General features: G+C 62.5%; 28 protein-coding genes. 14 read left to right on the plus strand and 14 right to left on the minus strand.

Annotation, left to right across the window (positions count from 1 at the left end):
• From J3R84_RS04075 to J3R84_RS04105, 7 genes are all read right to left on the minus strand, one after another.
• Positions 1–540 carry a tyrosine phosphatase family protein gene (locus tag J3R84_RS04075; RefSeq protein ID WP_025426413.1) on the minus strand — a complete coding sequence of 180 codons (540 nt, stop codon included), beginning with the start codon at positions 538–540 and terminating at the stop codon, positions 1–3.
• A gap of 1 nt (position 541) precedes the next feature.
• Positions 542–1,150: a YfbR-like 5'-deoxynucleotidase gene (locus tag J3R84_RS04080; RefSeq protein ID WP_025426414.1), complete on the minus strand. Its 609-nt coding sequence runs from the start codon at positions 1,148–1,150 to the stop codon at positions 542–544.
• Entirely contained in the window at positions 1,147–1,992 is an 846-nt protein-coding gene (ygfZ, locus tag J3R84_RS04085; protein ID WP_025426415.1) for a CAF17-like 4Fe-4S cluster assembly/insertion protein YgfZ, read from the minus strand. Before ygfZ ends, J3R84_RS04080 begins: the two co-directional genes overlap by 4 nt.
• 341 nt (positions 1,993–2,333) lie before the next feature.
• Positions 2,334–3,104 (minus strand): hypothetical protein, encoded by a 771-nt coding sequence (locus tag J3R84_RS04090; RefSeq protein ID WP_025426416.1) that lies wholly within the window; start codon positions 3,102–3,104, stop codon positions 2,334–2,336.
• 16 nt (positions 3,105–3,120) lie between these two features.
• Positions 3,121–3,390, minus strand: a complete 270-nt coding sequence (locus J3R84_RS04095) for a hypothetical protein (RefSeq protein ID WP_025426417.1) — start codon at positions 3,388–3,390, stop codon at positions 3,121–3,123.
• A gap of 159 nt (positions 3,391–3,549) precedes the next feature.
• Entirely contained in the window at positions 3,550–4,002 is a 453-nt protein-coding gene (locus tag J3R84_RS04100) for a TIGR02301 family protein (protein ID WP_025426418.1), read from the minus strand.
• A complete protein-coding gene (locus J3R84_RS04105; protein WP_025426419.1) occupies positions 4,002–4,472 on the minus strand; it encodes an NUDIX hydrolase in 471 nt (156 codons plus the stop codon). Before J3R84_RS04105 ends, J3R84_RS04100 begins: the two co-directional genes overlap by 1 nt.
• On the opposite strand from J3R84_RS04105, the gene J3R84_RS04110 reads away from it, so the two are divergent.
• Complete coding sequence (locus J3R84_RS04110) at positions 4,471–5,310, plus strand: SOS response-associated peptidase (RefSeq protein ID WP_025426420.1); 840 nt, start codon at positions 4,471–4,473, stop codon at positions 5,308–5,310. The genes J3R84_RS04105 and J3R84_RS04110 overlap by 2 nt on opposite strands.
• 13 nt (positions 5,311–5,323) lie before the next feature.
• Here J3R84_RS04110 and J3R84_RS04115 read toward each other — a convergent pair whose 3' ends face one another.
• On the minus strand, positions 5,324–5,470 hold the full coding sequence (locus tag J3R84_RS04115; protein ID WP_162174732.1) for a hypothetical protein: 147 nt from the start codon (positions 5,468–5,470) through the stop codon (positions 5,324–5,326).
• Between the two features lie 522 nt (positions 5,471–5,992).
• Between J3R84_RS04115 and cysS the strand changes: the two genes are divergently transcribed.
• The 8 genes from cysS (at position 5,993) to rarD (ending at position 13,127) form a co-directional block, all read left to right on the plus strand.
• The gene (cysS, locus tag J3R84_RS04120; RefSeq protein ID WP_203529444.1) at positions 5,993–7,384 is read left to right on the plus strand and encodes a cysteine--tRNA ligase; all 1,392 of its coding nucleotides are present in this window, start codon (positions 5,993–5,995) and stop codon (positions 7,382–7,384) included.
• 110 nt (positions 7,385–7,494) lie between these two features.
• Complete coding sequence (locus J3R84_RS04125) at positions 7,495–7,875, plus strand: VOC family protein (RefSeq protein ID WP_025426422.1); 381 nt, start codon at positions 7,495–7,497, stop codon at positions 7,873–7,875.
• A gap of 12 nt (positions 7,876–7,887) precedes the next feature.
• Complete coding sequence (locus J3R84_RS04130) at positions 7,888–8,379, plus strand: GFA family protein (RefSeq protein ID WP_025426423.1); 492 nt, start codon at positions 7,888–7,890, stop codon at positions 8,377–8,379.
• Entirely contained in the window at positions 8,376–8,852 is a 477-nt protein-coding gene (locus J3R84_RS04135) for a GFA family protein (RefSeq protein WP_025426424.1), read from the plus strand. Before J3R84_RS04130 ends, J3R84_RS04135 begins: the two co-directional genes overlap by 4 nt.
• Positions 8,849–9,346 (plus strand): GFA family protein, encoded by a 498-nt coding sequence (locus tag J3R84_RS04140; protein WP_025426425.1) that lies wholly within the window; start codon positions 8,849–8,851, stop codon positions 9,344–9,346. The genes J3R84_RS04135 and J3R84_RS04140 overlap by 4 nt, the downstream gene beginning before the upstream one ends.
• A 2-nt stretch (positions 9,347–9,348) precedes the next feature.
• Entirely contained in the window at positions 9,349–10,311 is a 963-nt protein-coding gene (gene pip / locus J3R84_RS04145) for a prolyl aminopeptidase (RefSeq protein ID WP_203529442.1), read from the plus strand.
• A 26-nt stretch (positions 10,312–10,337) separates the two neighbouring features.
• Positions 10,338–11,954: a citramalate synthase gene (cimA, locus tag J3R84_RS04150; RefSeq protein WP_025426427.1), complete on the plus strand. Its 1,617-nt coding sequence runs from the start codon at positions 10,338–10,340 to the stop codon at positions 11,952–11,954.
• A gap of 234 nt (positions 11,955–12,188) precedes the next feature.
• Positions 12,189–13,127, plus strand: a complete 939-nt coding sequence (rarD, locus tag J3R84_RS04155; protein WP_025426428.1) for an EamA family transporter RarD — start codon at positions 12,189–12,191, stop codon at positions 13,125–13,127.
• Between the two features lie 176 nt (positions 13,128–13,303).
• Here the strand turns inward: rarD and J3R84_RS04160 are convergent, their stop codons facing one another.
• The gene (locus J3R84_RS04160; protein WP_203529440.1) at positions 13,304–13,924 is read right to left on the minus strand and encodes an LOG family protein; all 621 of its coding nucleotides are present in this window, start codon (positions 13,922–13,924) and stop codon (positions 13,304–13,306) included.
• A 243-nt stretch (positions 13,925–14,167) separates the two neighbouring features.
• Between J3R84_RS04160 and J3R84_RS04165 the strand changes: the two genes are divergently transcribed.
• From J3R84_RS04165 to pssA, 4 genes are all read left to right on the plus strand, one after another.
• Entirely contained in the window at positions 14,168–15,934 is a 1,767-nt protein-coding gene (locus tag J3R84_RS04165; RefSeq protein ID WP_025426430.1) for a LysM peptidoglycan-binding domain-containing protein, read from the plus strand.
• Positions 15,935–16,153: 219 nt separating this feature from the next.
• Complete coding sequence (locus tag J3R84_RS04170; RefSeq protein WP_025426431.1) at positions 16,154–18,046, plus strand: ABCB family ABC transporter ATP-binding protein/permease; 1,893 nt, start codon at positions 16,154–16,156, stop codon at positions 18,044–18,046.
• Between the two features lie 114 nt (positions 18,047–18,160).
• Positions 18,161–18,859, plus strand: coding sequence for a phosphatidylserine decarboxylase (locus tag J3R84_RS04175; protein WP_025426432.1), 699 nt, complete (start codon positions 18,161–18,163; stop codon positions 18,857–18,859).
• Positions 18,860–18,868: 9 nt separating this feature from the next.
• A complete protein-coding gene (gene pssA, locus J3R84_RS04180; protein WP_025426433.1) occupies positions 18,869–19,747 on the plus strand; it encodes a CDP-diacylglycerol--serine O-phosphatidyltransferase in 879 nt (292 codons plus the stop codon).
• A 240-nt stretch (positions 19,748–19,987) separates the two neighbouring features.
• Here pssA and J3R84_RS04185 read toward each other — a convergent pair whose 3' ends face one another.
• From J3R84_RS04185 to alr, 5 genes are all read right to left on the minus strand, one after another.
• Positions 19,988–20,728, minus strand: coding sequence for an SDR family NAD(P)-dependent oxidoreductase (locus J3R84_RS04185; RefSeq protein ID WP_025426434.1), 741 nt, complete (start codon positions 20,726–20,728; stop codon positions 19,988–19,990).
• A 12-nt stretch (positions 20,729–20,740) separates the two neighbouring features.
• A complete protein-coding gene (purF, locus tag J3R84_RS04190; RefSeq protein WP_025426435.1) occupies positions 20,741–22,231 on the minus strand; it encodes an amidophosphoribosyltransferase in 1,491 nt (496 codons plus the stop codon).
• Between the two features lie 144 nt (positions 22,232–22,375).
• On the minus strand, positions 22,376–22,999 hold the full coding sequence (locus tag J3R84_RS04195; RefSeq protein ID WP_025426436.1) for a CvpA family protein: 624 nt from the start codon (positions 22,997–22,999) through the stop codon (positions 22,376–22,378).
• Positions 23,000–23,133: 134 nt separating this feature from the next.
• Positions 23,134–24,537: a DNA repair protein RadA gene (radA, locus tag J3R84_RS04200; protein WP_025426437.1), complete on the minus strand. Its 1,404-nt coding sequence runs from the start codon at positions 24,535–24,537 to the stop codon at positions 23,134–23,136.
• 158 nt (positions 24,538–24,695) lie between these two features.
• Positions 24,696–25,835, minus strand: coding sequence for an alanine racemase (gene alr / locus J3R84_RS04205; RefSeq protein ID WP_025426438.1), 1,140 nt, complete (start codon positions 25,833–25,835; stop codon positions 24,696–24,698).
• A gap of 154 nt (positions 25,836–25,989) precedes the next feature.
• Here alr and J3R84_RS04210 point away from each other — a divergent pair, with 154 nt between their 5' ends.
• Positions 25,990–26,847, plus strand: coding sequence for an AraC family transcriptional regulator (locus tag J3R84_RS04210; RefSeq protein WP_025426439.1), 858 nt, complete (start codon positions 25,990–25,992; stop codon positions 26,845–26,847).
• The last annotated feature ends 96 nt before the right edge of the window (positions 26,848–26,943 follow it).

Raw genomic sequence — 26,943 nt, forward strand, 5'->3', positions numbered from 1 at the left:
TCAGTCGCCAACATTGGCTCCCTCGGCTACAAGCGGCAGCACGAAGGGAACATTGCCGTCCGTGTCCGCACCGCGGCCGATCGAGCGTACGGCAGCGACCAGCCGCCCGCCGCGCGACAAGACAGTGTCGCCGATTTCGACAAGCCGCGTATTCGGCGTCGCATAGGGAGAGGCGAACCGCAGCCGCTCGACCAGTTCTCGGTCGTCCTGCTCAGGCTCCACCGCAAGGGCGGCGATAAGGGCAGCGGCCGGCGACCTCGAAACGCCCATCCAGCAATGAACGAGCATCGGCCGCGAACGGTCCCAGCCCTTGGCGAAGGCGACGATCTGCTGGACGTGCTCTTCCTGCGGAGCGATGAGCCCACCGGTACCGGCGAAGCTGATATCGTTCATTCCCAGCGTCAGGTGCCGCGCCTTGGCAATGACGGCCGGACGGTGGAAGTCCTGGCCCTTGGCGACCAGGCTCAGCATCTCGGTGCAGCCGTGGCGCACAGCCATCTCGGCGATGCGGGCAAGCGGCGATACGACGATCTGGGGCATCTCAGGCATCCACCTTCGCAGCGGCGCGTTCCGCCTCGAGCGTGGCAAAACGCTCGGTAAACAGACGCTGGGCCTCTATGGCCGGCAGGGGGGCGATCAGCAGGCTGTCGCGGGTGATGCCGCGCGGCTGCCCGAAGAACTTTCGCGCCTCCTCGGTCGAAAAGCCGGCAAGCGCAGTCGCCTCGAAATAGGCGGCAATATGATCTGCCTTCTTGATCCGGTCCTTCAGATCCTTGGCGCAATGGGCAGGCAGACCGAAGCGCAGGTGAATGGCGCTTTCCAGCCTCTTTTCGACCAGCTTGTAGCCGCCGCCGACCACGGCCTTGAAGGGGGAGATCATATCGCCGATCACATACTCCGGGGCGTCATGCAGCAGCGCCATCAGGCAGTCGTCGGCGTTGCACTTGTAGCTCCGGCGAAAGATGTCCTCGACGATGAGGCTGTGCTGGGCGACGGAGAAGGCGTGGTCCCCGGCCGTCTGGCCGTTCCACCGGGCAACGCGGGCAAGACCGTGGGCGATGTCGGTGATCTCGACATCGAGCGGTGACGGGTCGAGCAGGTCGAGCCGCCGGCCGGAGAGCATGCGCTGCCAGGCGCGTGCCGAGGTCACGCGCTTGCCTCGTCGGCGGTGGTTGGGAAGGCAAGCCCGGTCCATTCCGGCAGGGTCAACGTCACAGTCACGTCGCCCGCGAGCAGGTCGACGCCGTTGGCCATCGCTTCGCCGGCCTTATCGATGCGCACGATCGCGAGGGCCGAAGTGCCACGCACTGTGCCGAGCGTGCCGATCGACTTGCCGTCTGCCGTTATCGCTGTGCCGGTCGGCGGGAGCGCCGATGCACCGGCGACGATTACGACGCGACGGCGCTGCGTGCCGCGGTGCTGCATGCGCGAAACCACTTCCTGACCGACATAGCAGCCCTTGCGGAAGGAGAGCGCACCATTCTTGTCCATTAGCACATCATGCGGGAAGGCGTCCTGCAGCGCATAATCGGGGCCGGAAACGGCAATGCCGGAGACGATCCGGAGTTGGTCGAGGTCGGCATTAGAGGCTGAGTCCGCTTCGCTCTCACCATAGAAGCGGAAAACGGTGGCGCCGGCCTTCTCGAAGCGGTGGTCGCGAAATCCCTCGGCCAGCGGCTCGTCGAAGGCAATGACAGTGGGTGTGGAGGTGTCGAGCGACAGGGTCACCGCCGAGCGCAGCTTGTACATGGTCAGCCGCTTCAGAAGCGCTTCGGCCTGATCCGCAGTCGTTTCCAGCCTGAAGCCGTCGCCGTCGCGGGAAATCATGAAATCGAACAGGATCTTGCCCTGCGGCGTCAGCAGCGCGCCTGGCCTCGCCTCGTCAGGGGCGAGGGCATCGAGATCGGTGGTGATCAACCCCTGGAGAAGATCTTCCGCATCCTTGCCGGAAACGGAGACGATCGCGCGGTCGTCGAGGCGAACTCTGGGCATGGCTCGATTCCTGTTCACATTGCCGAACAGGTAGGATGTTCAGGGATGAACGGCAAGCGTATCGCCGGCGCTTAGAGCACTTCATCTTTAAACGGAAGCAATTCTGTTGGCTCAAAACGGCCGTTCCACACGAAGGATGGCGCTGAGCGATGCGGATCCATCGGGCAAGCCATCCGACACAGTGGGCGGCCGTTTTCAGCCAACCCTAAGGGCCGGATGAATTTCGGCCATTACCGGCGGCGGCCGTCTCGACCGCAGCTTCTGCTGCGCTCTTTGCCAGCCGCCTTGGTCCTGGCCGAAATTCCTTCCGGCAGAATGCTTCTGTTTAAAGATGAAGTGCTCTAGTCGCCGGCGATGAAAAATTTCCACTTCCCGTCGGGCATGATGCCGACACGATAGAAGTTGTAACTGCCGAATTCTTCCATGTCCGCGAAATCGCCTGCCGTCACCAGCCGGAAGAGGTCGACTTTCTCAGGGGCGGTCAGCGAGGCCAGCGGCTTTTCGGCGAAATAGGGCCAGACATAGGCTTCCTGTGGCGTACCTTTGTCGACCTGGACGAAGCTGGTCGAAAGAACGTCGAGCAGGATTGCCAGGATCTCGACGCCATCCTGGTCGCCCGACAGGCTTTTCAGGATCGCGATCGGATCTTCATCGGCGCTGACGCCAGTGACCTGGGTCTGGGTCGGGCCTTTGCCGAGCAGGGGCCGCAGCCGCTCGATATCGCCGGAGGCAGCCGCCTCGACGATCAACTCGCGCATGCGCGCCACAGGCGCCGGTATCTTGGAGACGTCGCTGAGCACTTCTACGGGTTCGACCGTCTTCGGCTCTTCGGCGGCCTGATCTTCCTTCGTTATGGTAACCGTCTTTTTGATCAGCGGGTCCGGCATCGGGATTTCGAGCGGGAGCTTTTCTTCCTGATCCGGTTCGTCGTCCACAGGTTCGGCTGGCGGAGGAGGAGTATTCTGGTCGCTTGCGACTGCGTTGGGCGCTTCCTGCAATTCGCTGAGCGCGAATGCGGGCGACATCATAACCGGAACGCAGAGAGCGACACCGGCCAGAAGCAGCGTAACAAGGCGAACCGGAGAGGTCCGGTTGGCATGGTTCCGGCTCATAAGGGCAGTCCTGATATTACTGAAGCGAGCGTTGGGGCGAAAATTCACCGGCGAGCATGCGCTCGCGAAGCGAATTGAGCATCGCTTCCGCACCTTCTTCACCATGAAGCCGAACGGTTTCCCGCATGGCTAGAGCGATGGCCGCATCGGCGATGATTTCTGGCTCGATGCCATCAGCCATGCCGTCCGCCCAGGCCTCGTTCTGGTGTTCCAGCGCTGCCTGCATTTTCTCGTGGACGATCATGTCATCGATGTCGGTCAGGCTTGGTTCCATCATTCGTTCCATGCGACTTCCATTGCTGCAAGTGGCTCACTTTAACGTCGTCCGGCTGAACCCCAACTGAACGACTGTGACCCGGTTGTCACTTCTTACCACTCTCTTAACGAACTTAGCAGCCTTTTCCCGAAACGACACGGGGTCGTGAGAAAAGAGGTTAATTTATTGCTAATTTCCAAAGCGAGCGACGATTTCTGACGCAAGTGTTGCTCCTTCGGCACGATATCGCTGTTCCGCGACGATCGCCGGCTGCGTGCAGGTAGTGTAGACAGAGGCAAAGGTGCGATACCCCCGGTTGAAGGCGGCGGTCATCCGCTCGCGCCTTTTTTCCTCGTTGGCCGTTTCCTTGTCGATCAGCTGCTGCATCGAGCGCCGCCAGACATCCTCGGGCTCTTTTACGCAGAGATTGCGCAGATAATGGACCGATCCAAGCACCTCGGCGAGGCGAATCAGCCGTTGGTCATAGGGTGTCGGCTTCTCCTCGACGACAGCAGGTGCGGGCGCTTGCGTCTGCGTCTTGTCCTGCGGAGGTGCAGCCGTCTTCTGCGACGCAGCGGCCGTCGCCGTGGCAAGCAGCAGTGTTGTCACAGTCAGGCGGATGATGGTCGGGCCGAATGTCATCATCCCTTCAAGTCCGAATCGACGGCTGTTTCAAGGCATCCGCCCGTCTTTGCGTTGGCTGCAGCCTGGGCGGCCAGTTTTTCCACGCATTCGCGAACACTGTCGGGAATGGGAAGCGCAAAGATCTTGTCCGGCGTGAACCATCCGAGGCCGGCTGCGTCGTCGCTGGCAACAGCGACAGCCTTCGCGTCCGCCTGCGCCTTGAAGACGGAGAGGAAGAAATGCCGACCCTCGGATTCTTTGCCCGGCAGATCGTAGGTTTCAAACAGCACGGGGTTGTCGGCACAAATGCCGGTCTCTTCCTGCAATTCGCGCAGGGCCGTCTGCTCCGGCGTCTCTCCCGGCTCGGCCCGGCCGCCGGGAAAAGCGTACATGTCGGCCGACGGCGGATTGGCGCGCCGCACAAGCAAGTAGCGGCCATCGCGTTCGAGAATGACGGAGGAGGCGAGTTCGGGCTGTTTCGGCATGATGGAATCAATTTCGATCGGTATCGTTGACCCATCCTACGTGAAGTGCCACATCCATGTCATGTGCGGACGTTTTGCGCTGACGGCGACCCCGGAAGAATTGATGGAGCTGTTCGGCCTGCTGGAAAGCGACGACTTTCCGGTGCGCTTCAATATTGCGCCGACGCAGCCGATCATCGTCGTGGTCGCCGCGGATCGCGCCGGGCCGGGCAGCAATCTGCCGGAGCGCAAGGCCCTTCTCGTTCGCTGGGGCTTCACGCCCGGCTGGGTCAAGGACCCCAGGGACTTTCCGCTGCTGATCAATGCCCGTGCCGAGACGGCGATCGAAAAGGCATCGTTTCGCGCCGCGATGCGCCATCGGCGCGTTCTCGTCCCGGCATCCGGCTTCTATGAATGGCATCGCCCCGCAAAGGGCAGCGGCGAGGCGTCGCAGGCCTATTGGATCCGTCCTCGAAAAGGGGGCATCGTCGCCTTTGCCGGCCTGATGGAGACCTGGTCTTCCGCCGATGGCTCCGAAGTCGACACTGCTGCAGTGCTCACCACCAGCGCCAATCCCGCGATTGCCCCCATACATGACCGCATGCCGGTGGTGATCCAGCCGGAAGATTTCGCCCGCTGGCTGGATTGCAAGACGCAGGAGCCGCGCGACGTCCTCGATCTGATGGTGCCGGCGTCGGAGGATTATTTCGAAGCGATCCCTGTATCCGACAAGGTCAACAAGGTGGCGAATGCGGGGGCCGATATCCAGGAGGCGGTCATCCCGCAACTGGTGCCGAAAGCGCCCGTGAAGGACGACAAGAACGGGGACAAGCCCGACGACGGGCAGATGTCCCTATTCTGAATCTCATGGGTACTTAGGCCGTCTGCTTCTTCAGCTTGGCGGTGGGCTTTGCCTTCACCTGCAGGGCAGCGGCCAGCACGGCCTTGAGACCAAGCGGACGGTACTGTTGAACCAGATCGGCGGGTGTCTTGGCGATGTCGGTGGTCTTGGCGGTCTTCACGTGCATGCACTCCTTGATGCTTTTCCTGGACCGGAAACGCCTCGTTCTCGCTTGCCTACTGCATGTTTCCTTAAATCGTATCCGATTCAAGGATAAGAACATGCAGCAATTCAAAGGGCTACAGCGACCTTGGCGCGTCCGATAAGACGCGCGGCGCTGTAGGCGACAACGACGCTCCTCCTCATTTTCTCCGGAGACAGGAACCGTGGCGCAGGGCCAAGCTGCACCGCGAATCTCTTTCCCGCGTGGCGATCCCAGATAAGCCAAATCGTGACAAATCCATGACCATGCCTCAGCTTGGATAGTTGGCTGTGCTTCGCATGCGGCTCACCACTTGACCGGCGCCATGCGACGCGCGATAAGTGTGGCCATGAAAACGGTTACCTGCATTATCTGCCGGAAGATTATTCGCTAGCGCTTCGCTGGCCTGGCCGTTTTCGTCTCCCGAAATCCAAGATGACAAACGTGCGGGCCTCCCGGGCGCCGTATTTCTGACGGTCGCATGCGTATTGGAGATTTGGAATGGGCGGAGTGCCGACACTTAAGCTGTACAACACGCTGACGCGGGAGAAGGTCGATTTCCGGCCGATCGATCCTGACAATGTCCGCATGTATGTCTGCGGCCCGACCGTCTACGACTATGCCCATATCGGCAATGCGCGTCCGGTCATCGTTTTCGATATCCTGTTCCGGCTGCTGCGCCATGTCTATGGGCCGCAGAGGGTGACCTATGTTCGCAACATCACCGACGTCGACGACAAGATCAACGCGCGGGCCCTGCGCGACTATCCCGGCCTGCCGCTGAACGAGGCGATCCGGCATGTGACCGAGAAGACCGAGACGCAGTTCCTCGAAGACGCCAAGTCGCTCGGCTGCCTTGATCCTGATGTCGAGCCGCGCGCCACCGACAATATTCCGCAGATGATCGACATCATCGACAAGCTGATTGCCAAGGGCCATGCCTACAAGGCCGGTGGCGAGGTGCTGTTCGATACCAGATCGATGCCGGATTACGGGCAGCTTTCCAAGCGCAATCTCGACGAGCAGCAGGCCGGTGCCCGCGTCGCCGTCGAGGTGCACAAGAAACACCCGGGCGATTTCGTGCTCTGGAAACTCTCGGCCGACAACGAACCGGGCTGGGAAAGCCCATGGGGCAGGGGGCGTCCGGGCTGGCACATCGAGTGCTCGGCCATGAGCGGGCGTTATCTGGGCGAGGTCTTCGATATCCACGGCGGCGGGCTCGATCTCATCTTCCCGCACCACGAGAACGAGATTGCCCAGTCGCGTTGCGCTCACGACACGGATGTGATGGCGAATGTCTGGATGCACAACGGCTTCCTGCAGGTCGAAGGCCGCAAGATGTCGAAGTCCGAAGGCAACTTCGTCACCATCTACGAATTGCTGCACACCGAAAAATTCGGCGGCCGGAAGTGGCCGGGCGACGTGCTGCGCCTTGCCATGCTGATGACCCACTACCGCGAGCCGATCGATTTCTCGATCAAGCGCCTGGAGGAGGCCGAGCATCTGCTGTCGAAATGGCCGGTGCCGGGCGACGCCAAGGGCGAGGTCGATCCGGCCATCGTTACGGCGCTGTCCGACGACCTGAACACGGTGGCGGCGGTTCAGGCGCTGCATGCGCTGGCGCAGAAGACCGCCAGCGATCCAAGCCTGAGGGGCAGCTTTGCCGCCAGCGCGTCGCTGCTCGGCATCGTGCCGCAGGCGGTCGAACTCGACGAGGCCGTCGTGCACGAAGTCGATGGCCGCGTCAGGGCACGTCTCGAATTGCTGAAGGCCAAGGATTTCGCTGCGGCCGACAGAATCCGTGACGATCTGCTCGCCCAGGGCATCCAGTTGAAAGACGGCAAGGACCCGGCGACTGGCGAGCGCCTGACGACCTGGGAAGTGAAGCGATGAAGACGGCCTGCCATCCCCTATTGCCCTTGGATGCCGACGGTGTCCGGGCAGGGGACGGCGGTCGCAGCTTGACGGCATGAGGAGAGGCGCATGAAGGAGGAGTTCGTGCAATGATCGATCATACTGGTATCTCGGTTGCGGATTTCGACAAGGCGAAGTCGTTCTACGACGGGGCGTTTGCGCCGCTTGGCGCCTCCCTCCTGATGATGGTGCCGGCCGAGCACACCGGCGGCGTCAAGGTCGGCGGTTACGGTCGCGAACGTCCGGTCTTTTGGTTGCATGAGGCGGCCGCAGGTCCGGGCAGGCACTATGCTTTTACCGCACGCAGCCGCAGCGAAGTCGATGCCTTCTACGACGCAGCTCTTTCTGCCGGCGGCCGCGACAATGGCAAGCCGGGACTGCGCCCGCACTACCACCCGGATTATTATGCCGCCTTCGTCTTCGATCCCGACGGCAACAACATCGAGGCGGTCTGTCATGTGTCGACTTGAGGAGACGTTGCGATGAGTCTCGACAACAGGCCGTATCATACCGGCGGCTGCCAATGTGGTGCCGTGCGTTTCCGCGTCGAGGGCGTTCTCGGCGACGCTTCCGTCTGCCATTGCCGCATGTGCCAGAAGGCGAGCGGAAACTTCTATCTGCCGTTGGTGTCGGTGCGTGGCGCTACCGTCAACTGGACGCGTGGCGAGCGCAAACGCTTCCAGTCGTCCAATTTTGGCTGGCGTGGATTTTGCGGTGATTGCGGCACGCCTCTAACCTATGAGGCGCCCGATGGCATGGCGCTGGCGATTGCTGCCTTCGACGAACCTCAGGGGATCGTGCCGACAATCCAGTGGGGCATCGAGGCTAAGCTGCCCTATGTCGATCAAGTGCCTGAATTGCCGGGGGAGGAGACGTTGGCCGATGCCGACGCCGTGGCATTCCTTGCCGATCTCGTTTCCTACCAGCATCCTGATCATGACACCGAAACCTGGCCCCCGGAGGACGAGAAATGACCGATACAGTGCGAACAGGCGGATGCCAGTGCGGCGCGGTCCGTTTCCGCATTCGGGGACAACTCGGCCGTCCGTCGATCTGCCATTGCCGCATGTGCCAGAAGCAGTTCGGCGCCTTCTTCTCGGCGCTGGTGACAGCGCCGAAGGATGGCGTCGAGTGGACGCGCGACGAGCCGAGCTACTTCCAATCCTCGGTCAATATCGATCGTGGTTTCTGCCCGAAATGCGGCACGCCGATGATCTACCGCCATCCCGGCGGCATGGAAATCGCCATCGGCACGTTCGATGATCGCAGCGATCTGGCCCCGCAGATACAGGTTAATTATGCCTCGCGGCTCCCCTGGGTCGAGACCATCTTCGACCAGCCGGTGCTGACGGATCCGGATTTCTATAGCAGGCAGGAGAGTGTCATTTCCTTCCAGCATCCCGATCACGACACCGAGCAGTGGCACCAACCGGGAGTGTTCCGATGACGATTTCGCGCATCTTTACCGGCGGCTGCCAGTGCGGAGCGATCCGCTACCGCGCCGAAGGCGTGCTGGCGGATGCGCATATCTGTCACTGTCGCATGTGCCAGAAGGCCGCCGGCAATTATTTCATGCCGCTCGCCAACATCGCGCGCGACAATTTCGACATCACCCGCGGGCAACCCTCATGGTTTCGCTCCTCGCATCTGGTGCGCCGCGCCTTCTGCCACGATTGCGGAACGCCGCTCTTCTATGACATGCCGGACGAGGATTTCCTCAACATCGTGCTCGGCTCGCTCGATGATCCAGACGATCTGCCACCGGTTTATCAGTCTGGGGTAGAATCGCGCATGGTTTGGTTCTCGCGGCTTGCGAAGCTTCCCGAAAGGCAGACCGACGACGGCACCGAGCTTTCCGCCACCCGGCACCTGCTCGTGCTCGAAACGAACCGCCAGCATCCCGATTACGATACGGTGCACTGGCCACCGATGAGAGACTGAAGATGACTGCTCAATTGCATACGCTCTACCCGGAAATCGAACCCCATGCGTCGGGTCACGTCGACGTCGGCGACGGTCATTCGGTCTATTGGGAACGGGTAGGAACGCCAGGCGCAAAACCGGCGGTGTTCCTGCATGGCGGGCCGGGCGGCACGATCTCGCCCAACCATCGCCGGCTGTTCGATCCCAAGCTTTACGACGTGACGCTGTTCGACCAGCGCGGTTGCGGCATGTCGAAGCCGCATGCGGAGATCGAAGCCAACACCACCTGGCACCTCGTCGCCGATATCGAACGTCTGCGCGAGATGGCAGGGGTCGAGAAATGGCTGGTGTTCGGCGGCTCCTGGGGATCGACCCTGGCACTCGCCTATGCGGAAAAGCACCCGGGTCGGGTGACGGAACTGGTGCTGCGCGGCATCTATACCCTGACCAAGGCCGAGCTCGACTGGTACTATCAGTTCGGCGTCTCGGAGATGTTTCCGGACAAATGGGAGCGGTTCATCGCGCCGATCCCGGAGAATGAGCGGCACGAGATGATGCGTGCCTATCACCGGCGCCTGACCAGCGACGACAGGGCGACGCGTTTGGCAGCTGCCCGGAGCTGGAGCATATGGGAAGGTGAGACGATCACGCTGCTTCCGGAACTGTCGACCAGCGGCCGTTTTGAGGAGGACGAGTTTGCCGATGCCTTCGCGCGCATCGAGAACCACTTCTTCGTCAATGCCGGCTGGATGGACGACGGCCAATTGCTGCGGGATGCCCATCGTCTGCATGGCATCCCCGGCGTGATCGTCCAGGGCCGCTACGACATGCCATGCCCGGCAAAATATGCCTGGCAGTTGCACAAGGCCTGGCCCGAGGCTGAGTTCCACCTGATCGAGGGGGCAGGGCACGCCTATTCCGAACCCGGTATCCTCGACCGGTTGATCCGCGCCACTGACAAATTCGCCGGCAAGACCGAATAACGACTGAGCATTATTGGAAACGAGCCATGACCAGGGAACGCATCTACCTCTTCGACACGACGCTACGGGACGGGCAGCAGACGCCCGGCATCGACTTTTCCGTCGAGGACAAGATCGCGATTACCACCCTGCTCGACGATTTCGGCATGGACTATGTCGAAGGCGGCTATCCCGGGGCAAACCCGACCGATACGGAGTTCTTCAAGCGCAAGCGCACGAAGAAGGCCTCCTTCGTCGCCTTCGGCATGACCAAGCGCGCTGGCGTTTCCGCCTCGAACGACCCGGGCCTTGCCGCCCTGCTCGAAGCAAACACCGACGCGATCTGTCTCGTGGCCAAGAGCTGGGATTACCACGTGGCGGTGGCGCTCGGCTGTTCCAACGAGGAAAACCTCGACAACATCCGGGCTTCCGTCGCAGCCGTTGTCGGCGCCGGCCGCGAGGCCATGGTCGACTGCGAGCATTTCTTCGACGGCTACAAGGCGAACCGCGCCTATGCGCTTGCCTGTGCGCAGACTGCCTTCGAAGCGGGCGCACGCTGGATCGTGCTTTGTGATACCAATGGCGGCACCCAGCCGCACGAGGTGCGCGAGATCGTTTCGGCTGTTATCGCCGCCGGTGTGCCCGGCGCCAGTCTCGGCATCCACGCCCATAACGACACGGGGCAGGCGATAGCCAATTCGCTTGCAGCCGTCGAGGCCGGCGTCCGCCAGATACAGGGAACGCTGAACGGCATCGGCGAGCGGTGCGGCAACGCCAATCTGGTGACGCTTATCCCCACCCTCGCGCTGAAAGAGATCTATTCCAGCAGGTTCGAAACGGCGATCGATTCCGACCGCCTGCAGGAACTGACGAAGCTCTCGCATGCTTTCGACGAACTATTGAACCGCTCGCCGGACATGCAGGCGCCCTATGTCGGTGCCTCGGCCTTTGCCACCAAGGCCGGCATTCACGCCTCGGCGCTTCTGAAGGATCCACGCACCTACGAGCACATCGCCCCTGAAAGTGTCGGCAATCTGCGCAAGGTCATGGTGTCCGACCAGGGCGGCAAGGCGAACTTCATCAACGCGCTGAAGCGGCGGGGGATCGTGGTTGGCAAAGACGATCCCAAGCTCGACAAGCTGATCGCGATCGTCAAGGAGCGCGAGGCGACCGGTTATGCCTATGAGGGCGCCGATGCGAGTTTCGCGCTGCTGGCCAGCCGCATCCTCGGGACGGTGCCGGATTTCTTCCACGTCGAAAGCTTCCGGGTGATGGTCGAACGTCGGTTCGACGCCAACGGTCATCTGAAAACCGTGTCGGAAGCGGTCGTCAGGGTCGTCGTCGATGGCGAAACCATGATGTCGGTGGCCGAAGGCCACGGGCCGGTCAATGCGCTCGATCTGGCCCTGCGCAAGGACCTCGGCAAATACCAGTCGGAGATCGAAGACCTGGAGCTTGCGGACTACAAGGTCCGTATCCTCAACGGCGGGACTGAGGCGATCACGCGCGTTCTGATCGAATCGACCGATGGCACGGGCGCGCGCTGGTGGACGGTCGGCGTCTCCGACAACATCATAGATGCCTCGTTCCAGGCGTTGATGGACAGTATCATTTTCAAGCTGTTGAAGAATCGCGACCATGTCGGACTGATCGCCGCCGAGTAAGCGCCTGCTTCAGGTGAGGGAGAGCATAGGCACCCCGCTGGGCGTCGTTGCTCTTGCCTAAAGTATGAGCAAAATTCACCATCCGTTCACGGAAATGAATTGGTGCATTGATGGTCATTGGAGTACGACGCCCCATGGAAGGGTTCGTCGGCCGGTAAGGCTGCACCTTCGATTGCGACCGGAGCGGGCGTCATCGCCAAGACAGCCTCCGGCGACTACATCAGGAAAAATGTCATGGCCGAGCCGAACGCGAAAGTACCCGCAGAAAACACCGATTCCGCCAAGGGCTTCGCCTTTGCGCTCACGGCCTATCTGCTCTGGGGATTCCTGCCTTTCTTCATGAAGGCGATCGCCCATATCCCGGCGCCGGAAGTGGTTGCGCACCGCATCGTCTGGTCGGTTCCGCTCGCGGGCCTCGTGCTGGTGTGGCTTGGGCGCACGGAAGACGTCAAGGTCGCCCTTCGTTCACCGCGCATGTTGCGCATGGCGGCTCTCACTGCCGTGCTCATCACCATCAACTGGGGTATCTATGTCTGGGCGATCGGTGCTGGTCGCGCGATCGAGACGGCGCTCGGCTATTACATCAATCCGCTTTTCTCGATTTTCCTCGGCGCTCTGTTGCTGAAGGAAAAGCCAAGCCCGGCGCAGATGGTGGCGATCGCGCTGGCCGCTGCCGCCGTTGGCGTACTCGCCTTCGATGCCGGCGGTCTGCCCTGGGTGTCGATCGGGCTCTGCCTCTCCTGGGGCTTCTACGCCTTTTTCCGCAAGACGCTGCCGATCGGGCCGAACCAGGGCTTCTTCCTCGAAGTGCTGCTGCTCAGCGTTCCAGCGATCGGCTACATCATCTGGCTCGAGGCGACCGGCCAAGGGCACTTCGGCGACACGGGCATGACTGACGTGCTGTGGCTGATGTCCTGCGGCATTGTCACCGCGATCCCGCTGATGATCTATGCCAATGGCGCCAAGCTGCTGCGGCTGTCGACCATCGGCATCATGCAGTATATCGCGCCGACGATGATCTTCCTGATTGCCGTCTTCGTCTTCCACGAGCCTTTCGGCACCGCAAAGCTGATCGCCTTCGCACTGATCTGGGCCGCATTGGTTATTTATTCCGGCGCCATGCTGGCACAGAGCCGCGCCCGTCGCGCCGAACAGGTCAGCCCGGCCGAATAAGACACTACAGCGCCGCGCGTCGTGTTAGACGCGCAAAGGCCGCTGTAGCACTTTGAATTGCTGCATGTTTTTATCCTTAAATCGAATGTGATTTAAGAAAACATGCAGTAGGCAAGAATGGAAAAAGGCGCGTCCGTCAGGCGCGCCTTTTCTGATTTTGGGGGTGTAACACAGGCCTAAAGGCGGGAGATGATCTCGGCTTCGCCTTCGCGGCCGTTTGCGCCGCTAGCGGCCGCAAGGATCGCCGGCACGATGTCCTCGGCCTTGTCGACGACAAGCGGCTGGACGAGGTGGGCCGTGTGAACGAAGCCTTCAGCGCGCATGTGCTGCAGCAGGTCCAGCATCGGCTTCCAGAAATCGTTCATGTTGCCGAAGACCATCGGCTTGCGGTGACGACCGAGCTGCGCCCAGGTCATGATCTCGACGATCTCTTCCAGCGTGCCGATGCCGCCCGGCAGGGCGACAAAGGCGTCCGCCCGCTCGAACATGGTGTGCTTGCGCTCATGCATGTCGGCGGTGACGATCAGCTCGTTGAGCTGGCCGAGCGAATGGCGCGTCGCTTCCTTGTCCATCAGGAATTCCGGGATGATGCCGGTGACCTCGCCGCCATTGGAATGCACGCCGCTGGCGACCGCTCCCATGATGCCGCGCGTGCCGCCGCCATAGACCAGACGCAGGCCATGGTCGGCGATCGAGCGGCCGAGCGCGCGGCCGGCTTCCATGTAAATCGGGTCGCGCCCGGGCTGCGAACCACAGTAGACGCAGATGGATCGAATCGTGCTGGTTTCAGTGCTCATCCGGTCAAAAAGCATTGCAGCGCAGCAAGGGTCAAGAAAAATGAGGGGAAAGCTTGGTTCGCGGCGCCTGCAGCAGGGGCGGCTGCTTGTCTGCTACACTAGGAAACGCTAGCAATTTCAGGGATCGATTGAAGAAATTGGGCGGGTAGCTCGCAGTTGCGCTATAATGACCGCGCAAGCCCCGCGCCTTAGGCCGATGAGAGGGCATGCGCGGAGCGTCGCTCCGCTCCTGTGGAGAGTGGCATGATCAAGAACAAGGCCGGCTGGGTGGCCCTTACTGTCCTTGCGGCAGCAACAGCGTTGATGGTTTTTGTAGTTCAACCGAATTTGCGTGACGGCAAGGAAGCCTCGGCCGATGGCACGGCAAACGCTCCGGCCCAAACCGGTGACGCGGCATCGTCGACCGGCGGGCCTCAGCCCACTTCGGACTCGGCGAAGTCCGATGACGCCAGCAAAATGGCGGAGCCGCAACAGGCGGCAAGCGCCGCTGACGCGAAATCACCGGTCGAGGATGCATCTATTCCCGGTTTTGACGTGCTGCGCGTCGAGCCCGATGGTTCGACCGTTGTTGCCGGCCACGCCGCACCCGGTTCCAAGCTGGAAATCCTCAACGGCGCGACGATCGTCGGAACGGCTGATGTCGGCGTGACCGGCGATTTCGCCGCCGTCTTCGACAAGCCGCTTCCGGCCGGGGACTACCAGCTGACCCTGCGCGCGGTCGGCGAAGACGGCGTTGCCAAGAATTCGCAAGAAGTCGCAACGGTTTCCGTTCCAAAGGACCCGACCGGCCAATTGCTTGCCATGGTCTCTAAGCCCGGCACTGCCAGCCGGCTGCTCACCACGCCTGACGCGCTGGCGGGCGTTGCGCAGACGGCTGACGCGCCTGCTTCGCAGCCGGCCGCGGCGACATCCGCCGATGTGGCGTCTGCAACGCCGCAGACGACGAGCGACGCAACGGCGGCAAAGCCAAACGGCGCTGCAGGGCTGCAGGTCACCGCCGTCGAGATCGAGGGCGCCAAGATGTTCGTCGCCGGTAGCGCAAAGCCCGGTGCCGTCGTTCGCATCTACGCGGACGACAAGCTGCTCGGCGAAATGAAGGCGGATGACAAGGGCCACTTTGTCGTAGACGGTCAGATCGACCTTGCGGTCGGCAGCCACATCATCCGTGCAGACATGTTGAGCGAGGACGCAAGCAAGGTCGTCATGCGCGCATCGGTGCCGTTCGACCGCCCGGCCGGTAGCCAGGTCGCAGCTGTTGCCGGCCCGGTTTCGGCCGCCGCGACAGCCGGCCTCGACGGGCTGCGTGCCGAAGCCGGCAAGGCGCTCGCGCTGCTGAAGGGGCTTTTCTCCAATGGCAAGGTGCCGACGGGCGAGCAACTCGCGGCAGCACGCTCAGCAAGCGAATTCGCACTGAAGTCGCTGGCCGATTTCAGGCTCGCCGACAATTCCGATCAGGCGCTCGCAGGCGAGGTCGCCCGGACAGCAAAGGCTGCTGCCGATGCGCTGGCCGTGCTGAAGGAGGCCCCGCAGGATGCCTCAAGTGTCGCTGCGGCCCTAACCAAGGTCGAAGCCTCGGTCGGTGCAATCCTTGCTGAACGCGGCAGTGTCACGCCGGCGGTTGCCAACACCATCGCATCGGGCGAGATCGCCGAGGCTTCCGGCGCGTCGAAGGTCAAGGGTGCCGGCAGCTCGATCACCAATGACGTCGCCGCTGCGCAGCCTTCCATGGCCTCGACTGAAACCCAGGCTCAGCCGGCAACGGTGGAGCAGGCGCCGCTGAAGGAAAGCAAGAGTTCCGTGATCATCCGTCGCGGTGATACGCTCTGGCAGATCTCACGGCGTGTCTATGGCGCGGGTGTTCGCTACACCACGATCTACCTCGCCAACCAGGCACAGATCGAAAACCCCGATCGCATCCGCCCTGGCCAGGTCTTCGGCGTTCCCGATCAGGCACTTTCCGATGAAGAATCGCGCGAAATTCACAAGAAGCACATGAAACACGAGCAATAGGCTGTTCATCGACATCATCGCATTGCGGCAGTGTCGACGGAGACCTATTTGTCAAAGAAGGCGGCGTCTTCAACGAGACGCCGCTTTTCATTGGATGGCGATGATGTGCCCCGATGTCCTTGCCCAAAGGTTCGAGGCGCGGAGCCGCAACTGCGCGACGCCGGTGGATTGGCATGACCGTCCGCCCGGGCGTGCGAAAGAGTGAAGGCGGATCAAGACGTGGCACCTCAGAACCAGACGAAGACGATTTCCGCCGATACGAGCAACCCGTTTCGAACCATCGTCAACCTGTGGCCCTACATGTGGCCTTCAGATCGGGCTGATCTGAAGCTTCGAGTCGTCTGGGCGACGATCATCCTGGTGATTGCCAAGGTCGTCCTCATCCTCGTTCCTTATTTCTTCAAGTGGGCGACGGATGCGCTGAACAACAAGCCGGATGCACTGGGCTTCCTGCCGCAGTTCCTGGGCGGCGCAGTCATGCTGGTGCTTGCCTATAACCTCGCGCGTTTGCTGCAGGCGGGGCTCAACCAGTTGCGCGACGCGCTGTTTGCCAGCGTCGGGCAGCATGCGGTCCGGCAACTCGCCTACAAGACCTTCGTGCATATGCACCAGTTGTCGCTGCGCTTTCATCTCGAGCGACGCACCGGCGGCCTGTCGCGCGTGATCGAGCGCGGCACCAAGGGCATCGAGACCATCGTTCGCTTCACCATTCTGAACAGTGTACCGACGCTGATCGAATTTTTGCTGACCGCCGTGATCTTCTGGTGGGGCTACGGTTTCAGCTACCTGCTGGTCACGGCCATCACCGTCTGGCTCTATATCTGGTTTACGGTCAAGGCGAGCGACTGGCGCATCGCCATCCGCCGCTCCATGAACGACAGCGACACCGACGCCAACACCAAGGCGATCGACTCGCTCTTGAACTTCGAGACCGTCAAGTATTTCGGCAACGAAGAAATGGAAGCCAAGCGCTTCGACAGATCCATGGAGCGCTATGAGAAGGCGGCGACCCAGGTCTGGACCTCGCTCGGCTGGCTCAACTTCGGCCAGGCGATGATCTTTGGCGCTGGCACGGCAGTCATGATGGTCATGTCCGCGCTCGCGGTGCAGCGCGGCGAGCAGACGCTCGGGGACTTCGTCTTCATCAACGCCATGCTGATCCAGCTGGCCATTCCGCTCAATTTCATCGGCTTCGTCTATCGCGAAATCCGCCAGGGGCTGACCGACATCGAACACATGTTCGATCTGCTCGACGTCGAAGCCGAAGTGGTCGACCGCCCGGATGCGCGGCAGCTCGCCATTGCAAACGGCGCCATCGCCTTCAAGGACGTGCACTTTGCCTATGATGCAGCGCGACCGATCCTGAAAGGCATCAGCTTCGAGGTGCCTGCCGGCAAGACCGTTGCCGTCGTCGGCCCGTCGGGGGCCGGCAAGTCGACGCTGTCGCGGCTTCTTTATCGCTTCTACGACGTGCAACAGGGCACGATCACTATCGACGGGCAGGACGTGCGCGGTGTGACACAGAAGAGCCTGCGCGCCGTGATCGGCATGGTGCCGCAGGACACCGTGCTGTTCAACGATACCATCGCCTACAACATCCGCTACGGACGCGTTTCGGCAACCGAGGAGGAGGTTGTCGCTGCGGCTGAGGCGGCACAGATCGCGACCTTCATCCAGTCGCTTCCCGAAGGGTTTCAGGCAATGGTCGGCGAGCGCGGCCTCAAGCTTTCGGGCGGCGAGAAGCAGCGTGTCGCCATCGCCCGTACGATCCTGAAGGCACCGCCGATCCTCATCCTCGATGAGGCAACTTCCGCGCTCGACACGCGCACGGAACAGGAAATCCAGTCGGCGCTCGACGTGGTTTCCCGCAACCGCACGACACTGGTTATCGCCCACCGGCTTTCGACGGTCATCAATGCCGATGAGATCATCGTGCTCAAGGATGGCGTCATCGCCGAGCGCGGCACGCACGGGGAACTGATCGATCGCGACGGACTTTATGCTTCCATGTGGAGCCGCCAGCGCGAGGCGACCCAGGCGGAAGAACAATTGAAGCGTGTGCGCGAGAGCGACGACCTCGGTATCGTCACGCGTGGCGAGCCGGCCCTATGACGGCCATGTCTTGTCGCTGATCGCGACGCGTTTTGTCGCTGTCGGGCGGGCAGCGTTGCCGCGGGCGGCATTTCGCGCTAGGTCACGTTCCACAGCAAATTTGGAGTAGAGTTCATGAGCTTGGTCAATACGGTGCGCAACACGCTGGTCCCGGTGCACAAGGAAGGCTATCGCTTCATCGCGATCTTCTTCGTCGCGTCGCTGGTGCTGGGCTTGCTGTGGGAGCCGCTGATGTGGATCGGCTTCCTGCTCACCGCCTGGTGCGCCTATTTCTTCCGTGACCCCGAGCGCATGACGCCGATCGACGACGATCTGGTGATCAGCCCGGCCGATGGCCGCGTTTCGTCGATTGCCATGGTGACGCCGCCGGAAGAGCTGGGTCTTGGTTCCGAACCGATGCTGCGCATCTCGGTCTTCATGAACGTCTTCAACTGCCACGTGAACCGTGCGCCGATGACCGGCACCATCAGCCGCATCGCCTACCGCGCCGGCAAGTTCGTCAACGCCGAACTCGACAAGGCCAGCCACGAGAACGAACGCAACGGCCTCGTCATCCAGACGAAGCATGGTGAAATCGGCGTCGTACAGATCGCCGGTCTGGTTGCCCGCCGCATCATCTGCTGGAAGTATGAAAACGGCTCGCTCGACGCCGGTGAGCGTTTCGGCCTCATCCGGTTCGGCTCGCGCCTCGACGTTTTCCTGCCTGATGGTGTCGAGCCCCGCGTCAGCCTCGGCCAGACCGCGATTGCCGGTGAAACCGTGCTTGCCGAATTCGGCTCGGCCAAGGGCCCGGTCATCAGCCGTCGCGCATAAGGAGCCCCTATGGAAGGTCCTCAACAGGAAAACCCAGCCGAACCGCCGAAAGTCGCGGGCGAGGCGAACGGTTCAAGCGATACCGGTCGCGGCCCTCGACTGCGCGAGATACCGCTGCGCCTGATGATCCCGAACATGATCACCGTGCTGGCGATCTGCGCAGGTCTCTCCGGCATTCGGCTCGCCTTCGAAAACCGCATCGAGCTCGCCGTTGCCATGGTGTTGCTTGCGGCCTTTCTCGACGGTATCGACGGTCGCGTCGCGCGCCTGCTGAAGGCGACGTCGAACTTCGGCGGCCAGATGGACTCCCTCGCCGATATCATCAACTTCGGCGTGGCGCCGGCGCTCGTTCTCTACGTCTTCATCCTGGATCAGGCCCGCTCGATCGGCTGGATTGCGGCGTTGATCTACGCGATCGCCTGCGGCCTGCGATTGGCCCGCTTCAACGTCATGGCCGAGCGCCAGTCCAAGGCAGCGTGGCAGTCGGAGTATTTCGTCGGCGTGCCTGCGCCGGCGGGTGCCATGCTGGTGCTGCTGCCGGTCTATCTCGGCCTGCTGGGCTTGGCACCTGAGCGCACCTTCGCGCTGATCGCATCGGGCTACACCGTGCTGATTGCCTTCCTGCTGGTCAGCCGTCTGCCGGTCTGGTCGGGCAAGTCGGAAAACAGCCGCGTTCGCCGCGATCTCGTCCTGCCGGTCATTCTCGTCGTCGTCTTTTATGTCGCGACGCTGATGACCTACACCTGGGAGACAATGGCGGTGACGGCGCTTGGCTACCTGATCACGCTGCCGTTCGGCGCGCGCTCGTGGCAGCGCAAGTATGGCGGCGACTGGCCCGCCCATCCCGCCCATGGCGGCGACGGCCTGCCGGGCGACAAGGTCGACTGAAGCATGTCGCAAAAGTGCGCGGCGGTTTTGCGATAACAACATGCGCAAAACGAGAGCTTAAAGCGCGGTAAGCGAATCCTACAGCGCCGCGCATCTTATTAGACGCGCGGCGCTGTAGCGCTTTGAATTGCTGCACATGCAGTAGAGATCGCGGCGCGCATTAACGCTGAATGTCAGCGCAAAATAAAAAGGCCACCGTGGAAACACGGTGGCCTTTTTGATCTCGGCTTTGTGGTGACGTCACTCCGGCAGGCGGTAGTCGACGATCTTCTTTTCGCGAACGATGTAAAGCTTGCCGGTCTCGGTCTGGTCCGGGCCGACCAGTGGCAGAAGCTCCGCCGCGACCTCGGAGGGGTGCGGCACGGTCTCCGGATCTTCACCGGGCATCGCCTGGGCGCGCATCGCGGTGCGGGTTGCGCCCGGATCGACGCTGAGGATGCGCAGCGGTAGTCGCTGTGTCTCTCCGGCCCATGTGCGGGCGAGCGCTTCGACGGCGGCCTTGGAGGCAGAGTAGGGGCCCCAGAACGGCTTGCACTTGTGGGCAGCGCTAGAGGAGAGAATGAGCGCACGTCCGGCATCGGACTTGATGAGCAACGGCTCGAGCGTGCGGATCAGGCGCCAGGTGGCATTGACGTTGATGTTCATCACCTTCTCGAACACCTTGGCCTCGACATGGCCGATCGGCGAGATGGTGCCGAGCACGCCGGCATTGGCGACCATGATGTCGAGTTTGCCCCAGCGCTCGTTGATCGCGCCGCCGAGCTTGTCGATCGCAGCCATGTCGGCGAGATCGAACGGAACGAGCGTTGCCGAGCCGCCGACCGCCTTGATCGCGTCATCCAGCTCTTCGAGGCCACCGACGGTGCGGGCGCAGGCGACGACGTGGGCGCCAGCCTTGGCGAGTTCGAGGGCCGTGAAATAGCCGATACCGCGCGATGCGCCGGTGACGACGGCGACCCGGTCTTTCAAATTGATCGTCATTTTATTGTCTGATTATCCGTTGCTGGCGAGAACCGAGAGTTTGCGGACATTGCTGGCGCCTTCCTGGTCGAGAAGGCGGGTCGGATAGTCCCCGGTGAAATAGTGATCGGTGAACTGCGGCGACTTGAGATCGCGCTTGATGCCGCCCACAGCCTCGTAGAGGCCGTCGATCGACAGGAACTCGAGCGAGTCCGCGCCAATGAAGCGGCACATGGACGCAAGGTCGGCATGCTGGTTGGCGAGCAGCTTGTCGCGGTCCGGCGTGTCGATGCCGTAGAAGTCCGGATGGAAGATCATCGGGCTGGCAACACGCACATGCACTTCGCGTGCACCGGCATCGCGGATCATCTGCACGATCTTGACCGAGGTGGTGCCGCGAACGATCGAATCGTCGACGAGCACGACGCGCTTGCCCTCGATCATCGCGCGGTTCGCCGAGTGCTTCAGCTTGACGCCGAAGGCGCGGATCTGCTGCGTCGGCTCGATGAAGGTCCGGCCGACATAATGGTTGCGGATGATGCCGAGCTCGAAGGGAATGCCGCTCTGCTGTGCGTAGCCGATTGCGGCGGGCGTACCGCCATCGGGAACCGGGACGACGACATCGGCCTCGACAGGGGCTTCCTTGGCCAGGTTCTGGCCCATGTTCTTGCGCGCCACATAGACGTTGCGGCCGCCGACGACCGAATCCGGACGGGCGAAATAGACGTATTCGAACAGGCAGAGCCGCTCCGGTTGCGGAGCCAGCGGCTTGCGCGAATCGATCGAGATCGAGCCGTCGGGCTGGATCTCGCAGATGATGATTTCGCCATTCTCCACGTCGCGCACGAACTTGGCGCCGATGATGTCGAGTGCGCAGGTTTCCGAGCAGAAGATCGGCTTGCCGTCGAGGTCGCCCATGACGAGCGGGCGGATGCCGTGCGGGTCGCGGGCGGCGATCAGCTTGGTGCGTGTCAGCGCCAGCATCGAGTAGCCGCCCTCGACCTGCGCGATCGCATCGGCGAAGCGGTCGGTGGTCGAAGCGTGCTTGGAGCGGGCGATGAGGTGGAGGACAACTTCGGTGTCGGAGGTCGACTGACAGATGGCGCCGTCCGAGATGATCTGGCGGCGCAGCGTCAGGCCGTTGGTGAAGTTGCCGTTATGGGCAATCGCGATGCCGCCTTCATGCAGCTCGGCAAAGAGCGGCTGGACGTTGCGCAGCGCCACTTCGCCTGTCGTCGAGTAGCGCGTGTGGCCGATGGACATGAAGCCCGGGAGCTTCGCGAGCGTTGCGGGATCGGTGTAGTGATCGCCGACGAGACCCATGCGCTTTTCGGTGCAGAACTGCTTGCCGTCGAAGGTGACGATACCGGCGGCCTCCTGGCCGCGATGCTGGAGCGCATGCAGGCCGAGCGCCGTCAGCGCCGCCGCATCCGGGTGCCCCAGGATGCCGAAGACGCCGCACTCTTCGTGCAGGGTATCGCCATCGAGTTCGTCATGGATTTCCGTGGATCTCAGATCGGTCATCACAGTCGCCTTTGCTCCGTGCCGGTGCGCATATCGTGATCAGGCCCGCCGTCTTCAAGCGATCTTAGCTGAAAACGGACACAAGCGTTATTCCCAAAAGGACAAAGCCCGCGCAGCGGGCTTTGTCGGCAGTTCTTCCATGTCTCAGCCGTTGGTGGCCGGGGCGTCGTCAACGGGCGCCTGGTCGGGCGAACCCGACGGTGCCTGTCCGGGCGTGCCGGCCGGGGTCTCGCCTTCGCCTTCGCCGGTCGTGTCCTTGCCGCGCAGGCGGTCGAGGATGGTGGCGTCGGCTTCCTCGGGCAGAAGCGCGATCAGCTTGTTGCCGAGATTGTCGAGAAGCGGCTTGGACTTCGCCTGCGTGACCCAACCCGGCTGCTGCTGCGGAGCGACCAGCCAGTTGAAGAACAGCATGGCGACGACCACGAGCAGGATGCCGCGCGCGGCGCCGAAGAGAAAGCCCAGCGTGCGGTCGAGCGCGCCGATGCGGCTGTCGATGATGAAATCGGCGACGCGCATGGTGATGAAGGAAATGATGATCAGCGCAACCAGGAAGATCACTGCCGCCGAGCCGATCAGCGCGACCGTGTCGCTGCTGGTATACTGCTTGGCATAGGGCAGGAGGTGCGGGTAGAGGAAGTAGGCCGCCGCCGCCGCGCCAACCCAGCTGGCAACCGACAGGACTTCGCGTGAGAAGCCTCGGACCATTGCCAGGATTGCTGAAAACAGCGCGACGCCGAGAACGATACCGTCGAGAATTGTAATGGGCATTTTGTCCTTACTCCGAACCCGGTTCGTCCGGGTCTCCTCAAGCCTATCCGCCGTCGGCCCTGCCTGATGTTCAGGGCATTGTTATGAGCCTGCTCAGAAGGCGTCCCGTGGAGCCGCTTGCAGCACCCGCACCTTCAATCTGCATCCTCTGCCGGTCTCAAGGCGTTTCGCGATCCCGCGATGCGCGCCACCAGATCCGGCAGGCTTTCCAACTCGCTCCACCGGCCATTGCCGTTCTTCGGCAATTCGGTCGAGGCAGCTGGCAGAACAGCCTGCGAGAAACCGAGCTTCTCGGCTTCCTTGAGGCGTTGAGCGGTATGCGCAACCGGCCGGATGGCGCCCGACAAGCTGACTTCGCCGAAATAGACGCAATCAGCCGGAAGGGCAAGCCCGGCAAGCGACGAAACCAGTGCGGAAGCCACAGCCAAGTCGGCGGCAGGCTCGGAAATTCGGTAGCCGCCGGCGATGTTGAGGTAGACGTCGTGCTGCCCGAGCCGCACGCCGCAATGGGCTTCAAGCACCGCAAGGATCATCGAGAGGCGGGCGGAGTCCCAGCCGACGATGGCACGGCGCGGCGTGCCGAGCGAGGTCGGCGCCACCAGCGCCTGCACCTCAACCAGGATCGGCCGTGTTCCCTCCATGCCGGCAAAGACGGCGGCCCCCGGCGATTTTTCGTTGCGCTCGCCGAGGAACAGTTCCGATGGATTGGCGACCTCGCGCAGACCCTTGTCCGACATCTCGAAGACGCCGATCTCGTCCGTCGGCCCGAAGCGGTTCTTCACTGTTCTCAAGATGCGGTAGTGATGGCCGCGGTCGCCTTCGAAATAGAGCACGGCATCGACCATGTGCTCGACCACGCGGGGACCGGCGATCTGGCCTTCCTTGGTGACGTGGCCGACGAGCACGACGGCGGTTCCCGTCTGCTTGGCAAAGCGGATCATCGCCTGCACGCCGGTCCGCACCTGGGTCACCGTGCCGGGCGCCGAATCGACGATGTCGCTCCAGAGTGTCTGGATCGAGTCGATGATGACGAGATCGGGGCGCTTGCCCTCGGCAAGCGTCGCGAGAATGTCCTCGACGTTGGTTTCAGCTGCCAGCAGCACGTCGCTGTCGGCAGCACCCAGCCGTTGGGCGCGAAGGCGCACCTGGGCCACGGCCTCTTCACCCGAGACATAGATGACACGGTGTTTCTGGCGCGCAAGGGCCGCTGCCGCCTGCATCAGCACTGTCGATTTACCGATGCCGGGATCGCCGCCGATGAGGAGGGCAGAGCCGCGAACGAAGCCGCCGCCGGTGGCGCGGTCGAGCTCGGATATCCCGGTCTGGATGCGCGGGGCGTCCTCGATTTCACCCGATAGCGTGGTGAGCGCAACCGGGCGCCCCTTCTTCGGCGCGCGGGACGGGCCGCCGCCGATGCCGGCTGTCGGGTCGTCCTCGATGATCGTGTTCCATTCGCCGCAGCCCTCGCACTTACCGGCCCAGCGGGTATGGATGGTGCCGCAGTTCTGGCAGACGAATTGTGTGCGGGCTTTCGCCATCGGCAACGACTTTCACAGTGCGGAGACTTTCGACGTGCCGTCTGTGGCGGCACTGCCGGTGATCGGAGAATCACTTTTGCCTTCACATAATGCCGCGAAACGCGGAACAAAAGGTGATTTTCGACGACGGACTGTAAAGTATCGGTGCGAAAGCCGGCTCAGACCGCGCCGATATAGTGGCGGTCGTAGCGATGGCCGAGGCTGGTCAGCATCTCATAGCCGATCGTGCCGCCGGCGCGCGCCACGTCGTCCAGTGCGACATGCCGGCCGAACAGCTCGATATAGTCGCCGGCGCGCACCGCGTTTTCCGGCAGGTCGGTGACGTCGAAGAGGCTGAGGTCCATCGTCACCCGGCCGACATGCGGCACCTTCTCGCCGTGCAGAAAGCCGAAGGCGCCCGAAGGCGTCGCCTGGCGCAAGGTCACGCCACCGCCCGAGACGGAGCGGTGATAGCCATCGGCATAACCGACGGCGACGGTGGCGATGCGGCTGTCGCGGTTGAAGCGGGCAGACGCTCCGTAGCTTGCGTGCCCGCCGGCGGCGACGTTGCGTACCTGAATGATGCGGGCTTCTGCCGTCACGACCGGCTTCATCGGATTGGCGACGTCATTGACCGCTTCGCCGCCATAGACGGCGATGCCCGGGCGCGTCAGGTTGAAATGGTAGTCGTCGCCCAGGAACACGCCGCCGGAGTTTGCCAGGCTGGCATCAACGCCTTCGAATGCAGCAGAGGCTTCGCGGAAGCGTTGCAACTGATAACTATTGAGCGGGTTGCCCGGATCGTCGGCGCAGGCGAGGTGGCTCATGATCAGGACCGGCGAGAAGCTCGCCGGGCGGGCCGGATCGTTGGCAAGAGCGACGGCTTCTTCGACCGACAGCCCCAGGCGGTTCATGCCGGTATCGACATGCAACACGCAAGGGTGGTCGCCGCGCTCGGACAGCGCCGCCATGAAAACGGCAAGCTGCTCCTCCGAGTTGATCACCGGCACGAGATCATTGTCGAAGAACAGCACCTCATTGCCGGGCCACATGCCGGCCAGAATGTAGATCCGGCCTTCCGGCACCAGCGGCCGCAGGTCAGCACCTTCTTCCGCATTGGCGACGAAGAAATCGCGGGCACCGGCGGCGTAAAGCGCTGGCGCCGCCTCGTCGATGCCGAGGCCGTAGGCATCCGCCTTCAGCACCGCAGCGGCACGGGCCTTGCCCGAGCGGGCATTCATCGAGCGCCAGTTGTCTGCCAATGCGTTGAGGTCGATCGTGAGCCGGTTGGAGGCGGAGAGGAATTCTGGACTGAGCATGCCTGGCACTCTGCGTGGACGATGAAGGACCAATACAGCCAACCACGCTTGCCCGCAAATGCCGTCCTGTCGGATGGCGGCATTCGGTTGGGCGGCGAGGGCGAAGAGCACTTTTATGCAAGACGCTGGTCGTGGCGGACGTTAGGATCGCCACATGCACACGATTTCGCAGGAACAGGCCATCGATGTCATGCCGCTGGAAGGCGCGGAGCGGACCCGATTCTGGCGGGACCTCCGGTTCGATGGCATGGAATGCCTGACCGCGACTTTCATTACGCACGAATTTGCGCCGCACGCGCACGACACCTTCAGCATCGGCGCGATCGAGGCCGGCTCGCAGATCAGCAAGATCAGGGGCGAACGATCGCAAGCGGGGCCCGGCGACTTCTATCTCATCAATCCAGACGAGATCCATGACGGTCACCCAGGTGGTAGCGGTTACCGCTATCGCATGGTCTATCCGAGTACCGAATTGCTGGTGAACATTCTGGAAGATGTCACCGGGCGGCCGTTCAAGGGAACGCCGTCCTTTTCCAAGCGCATGCTGTGCGATCCGGATCTGGCCCACTCCTTCTATCACGCCCACAAGGCGCTGGAGCACGCGACTGGCGCGCTCGAAGCCGAGGAACGCATGTTCGGCGTGCTCGCCACCATGTTCGAGCGGCACGGCAGCACGATCATCGTGCCGGTCGAAACGAAGGAGCAGTCCGCGGTCCAGCGGGCGCGCGACTATCTGACCGAGAACTACGCGCAGGATATCGGCCTGGAGGAGCTGGCCAAGGTCGCGGGCCTCAGCCGGGCGCATCTGATCCGCGCCTTCCGGCGCCAGTTTCACATCACACCGCATGCCTTCCTGACTGACAAGCGCGTGCGGGCGGCAAAGACACTGCTGCGGCACGGCTGGTCGGCGGTCGATACCGCCTATCAGTGCGGGTTTGCCGATCAGGCGCATTTCAGCCGACACTTCAAGGCTCGAACCGGCGTCACGCCCGGCGCCTTCCGCGCCGGTTGATCACTTTCGTTCAATACGCCCCGCTCGGGCCGGTTTAGGTGTGCTCCGTTCGTTATCGATCGGGAGGCATGAACATTGAGCGACACGGGATTCGGT

Source organism: Ensifer canadensis, from assembly GCF_017488845.2.
GTDB lineage: Bacteria > Pseudomonadota > Alphaproteobacteria > Rhizobiales > Rhizobiaceae > Ensifer > Ensifer canadensis.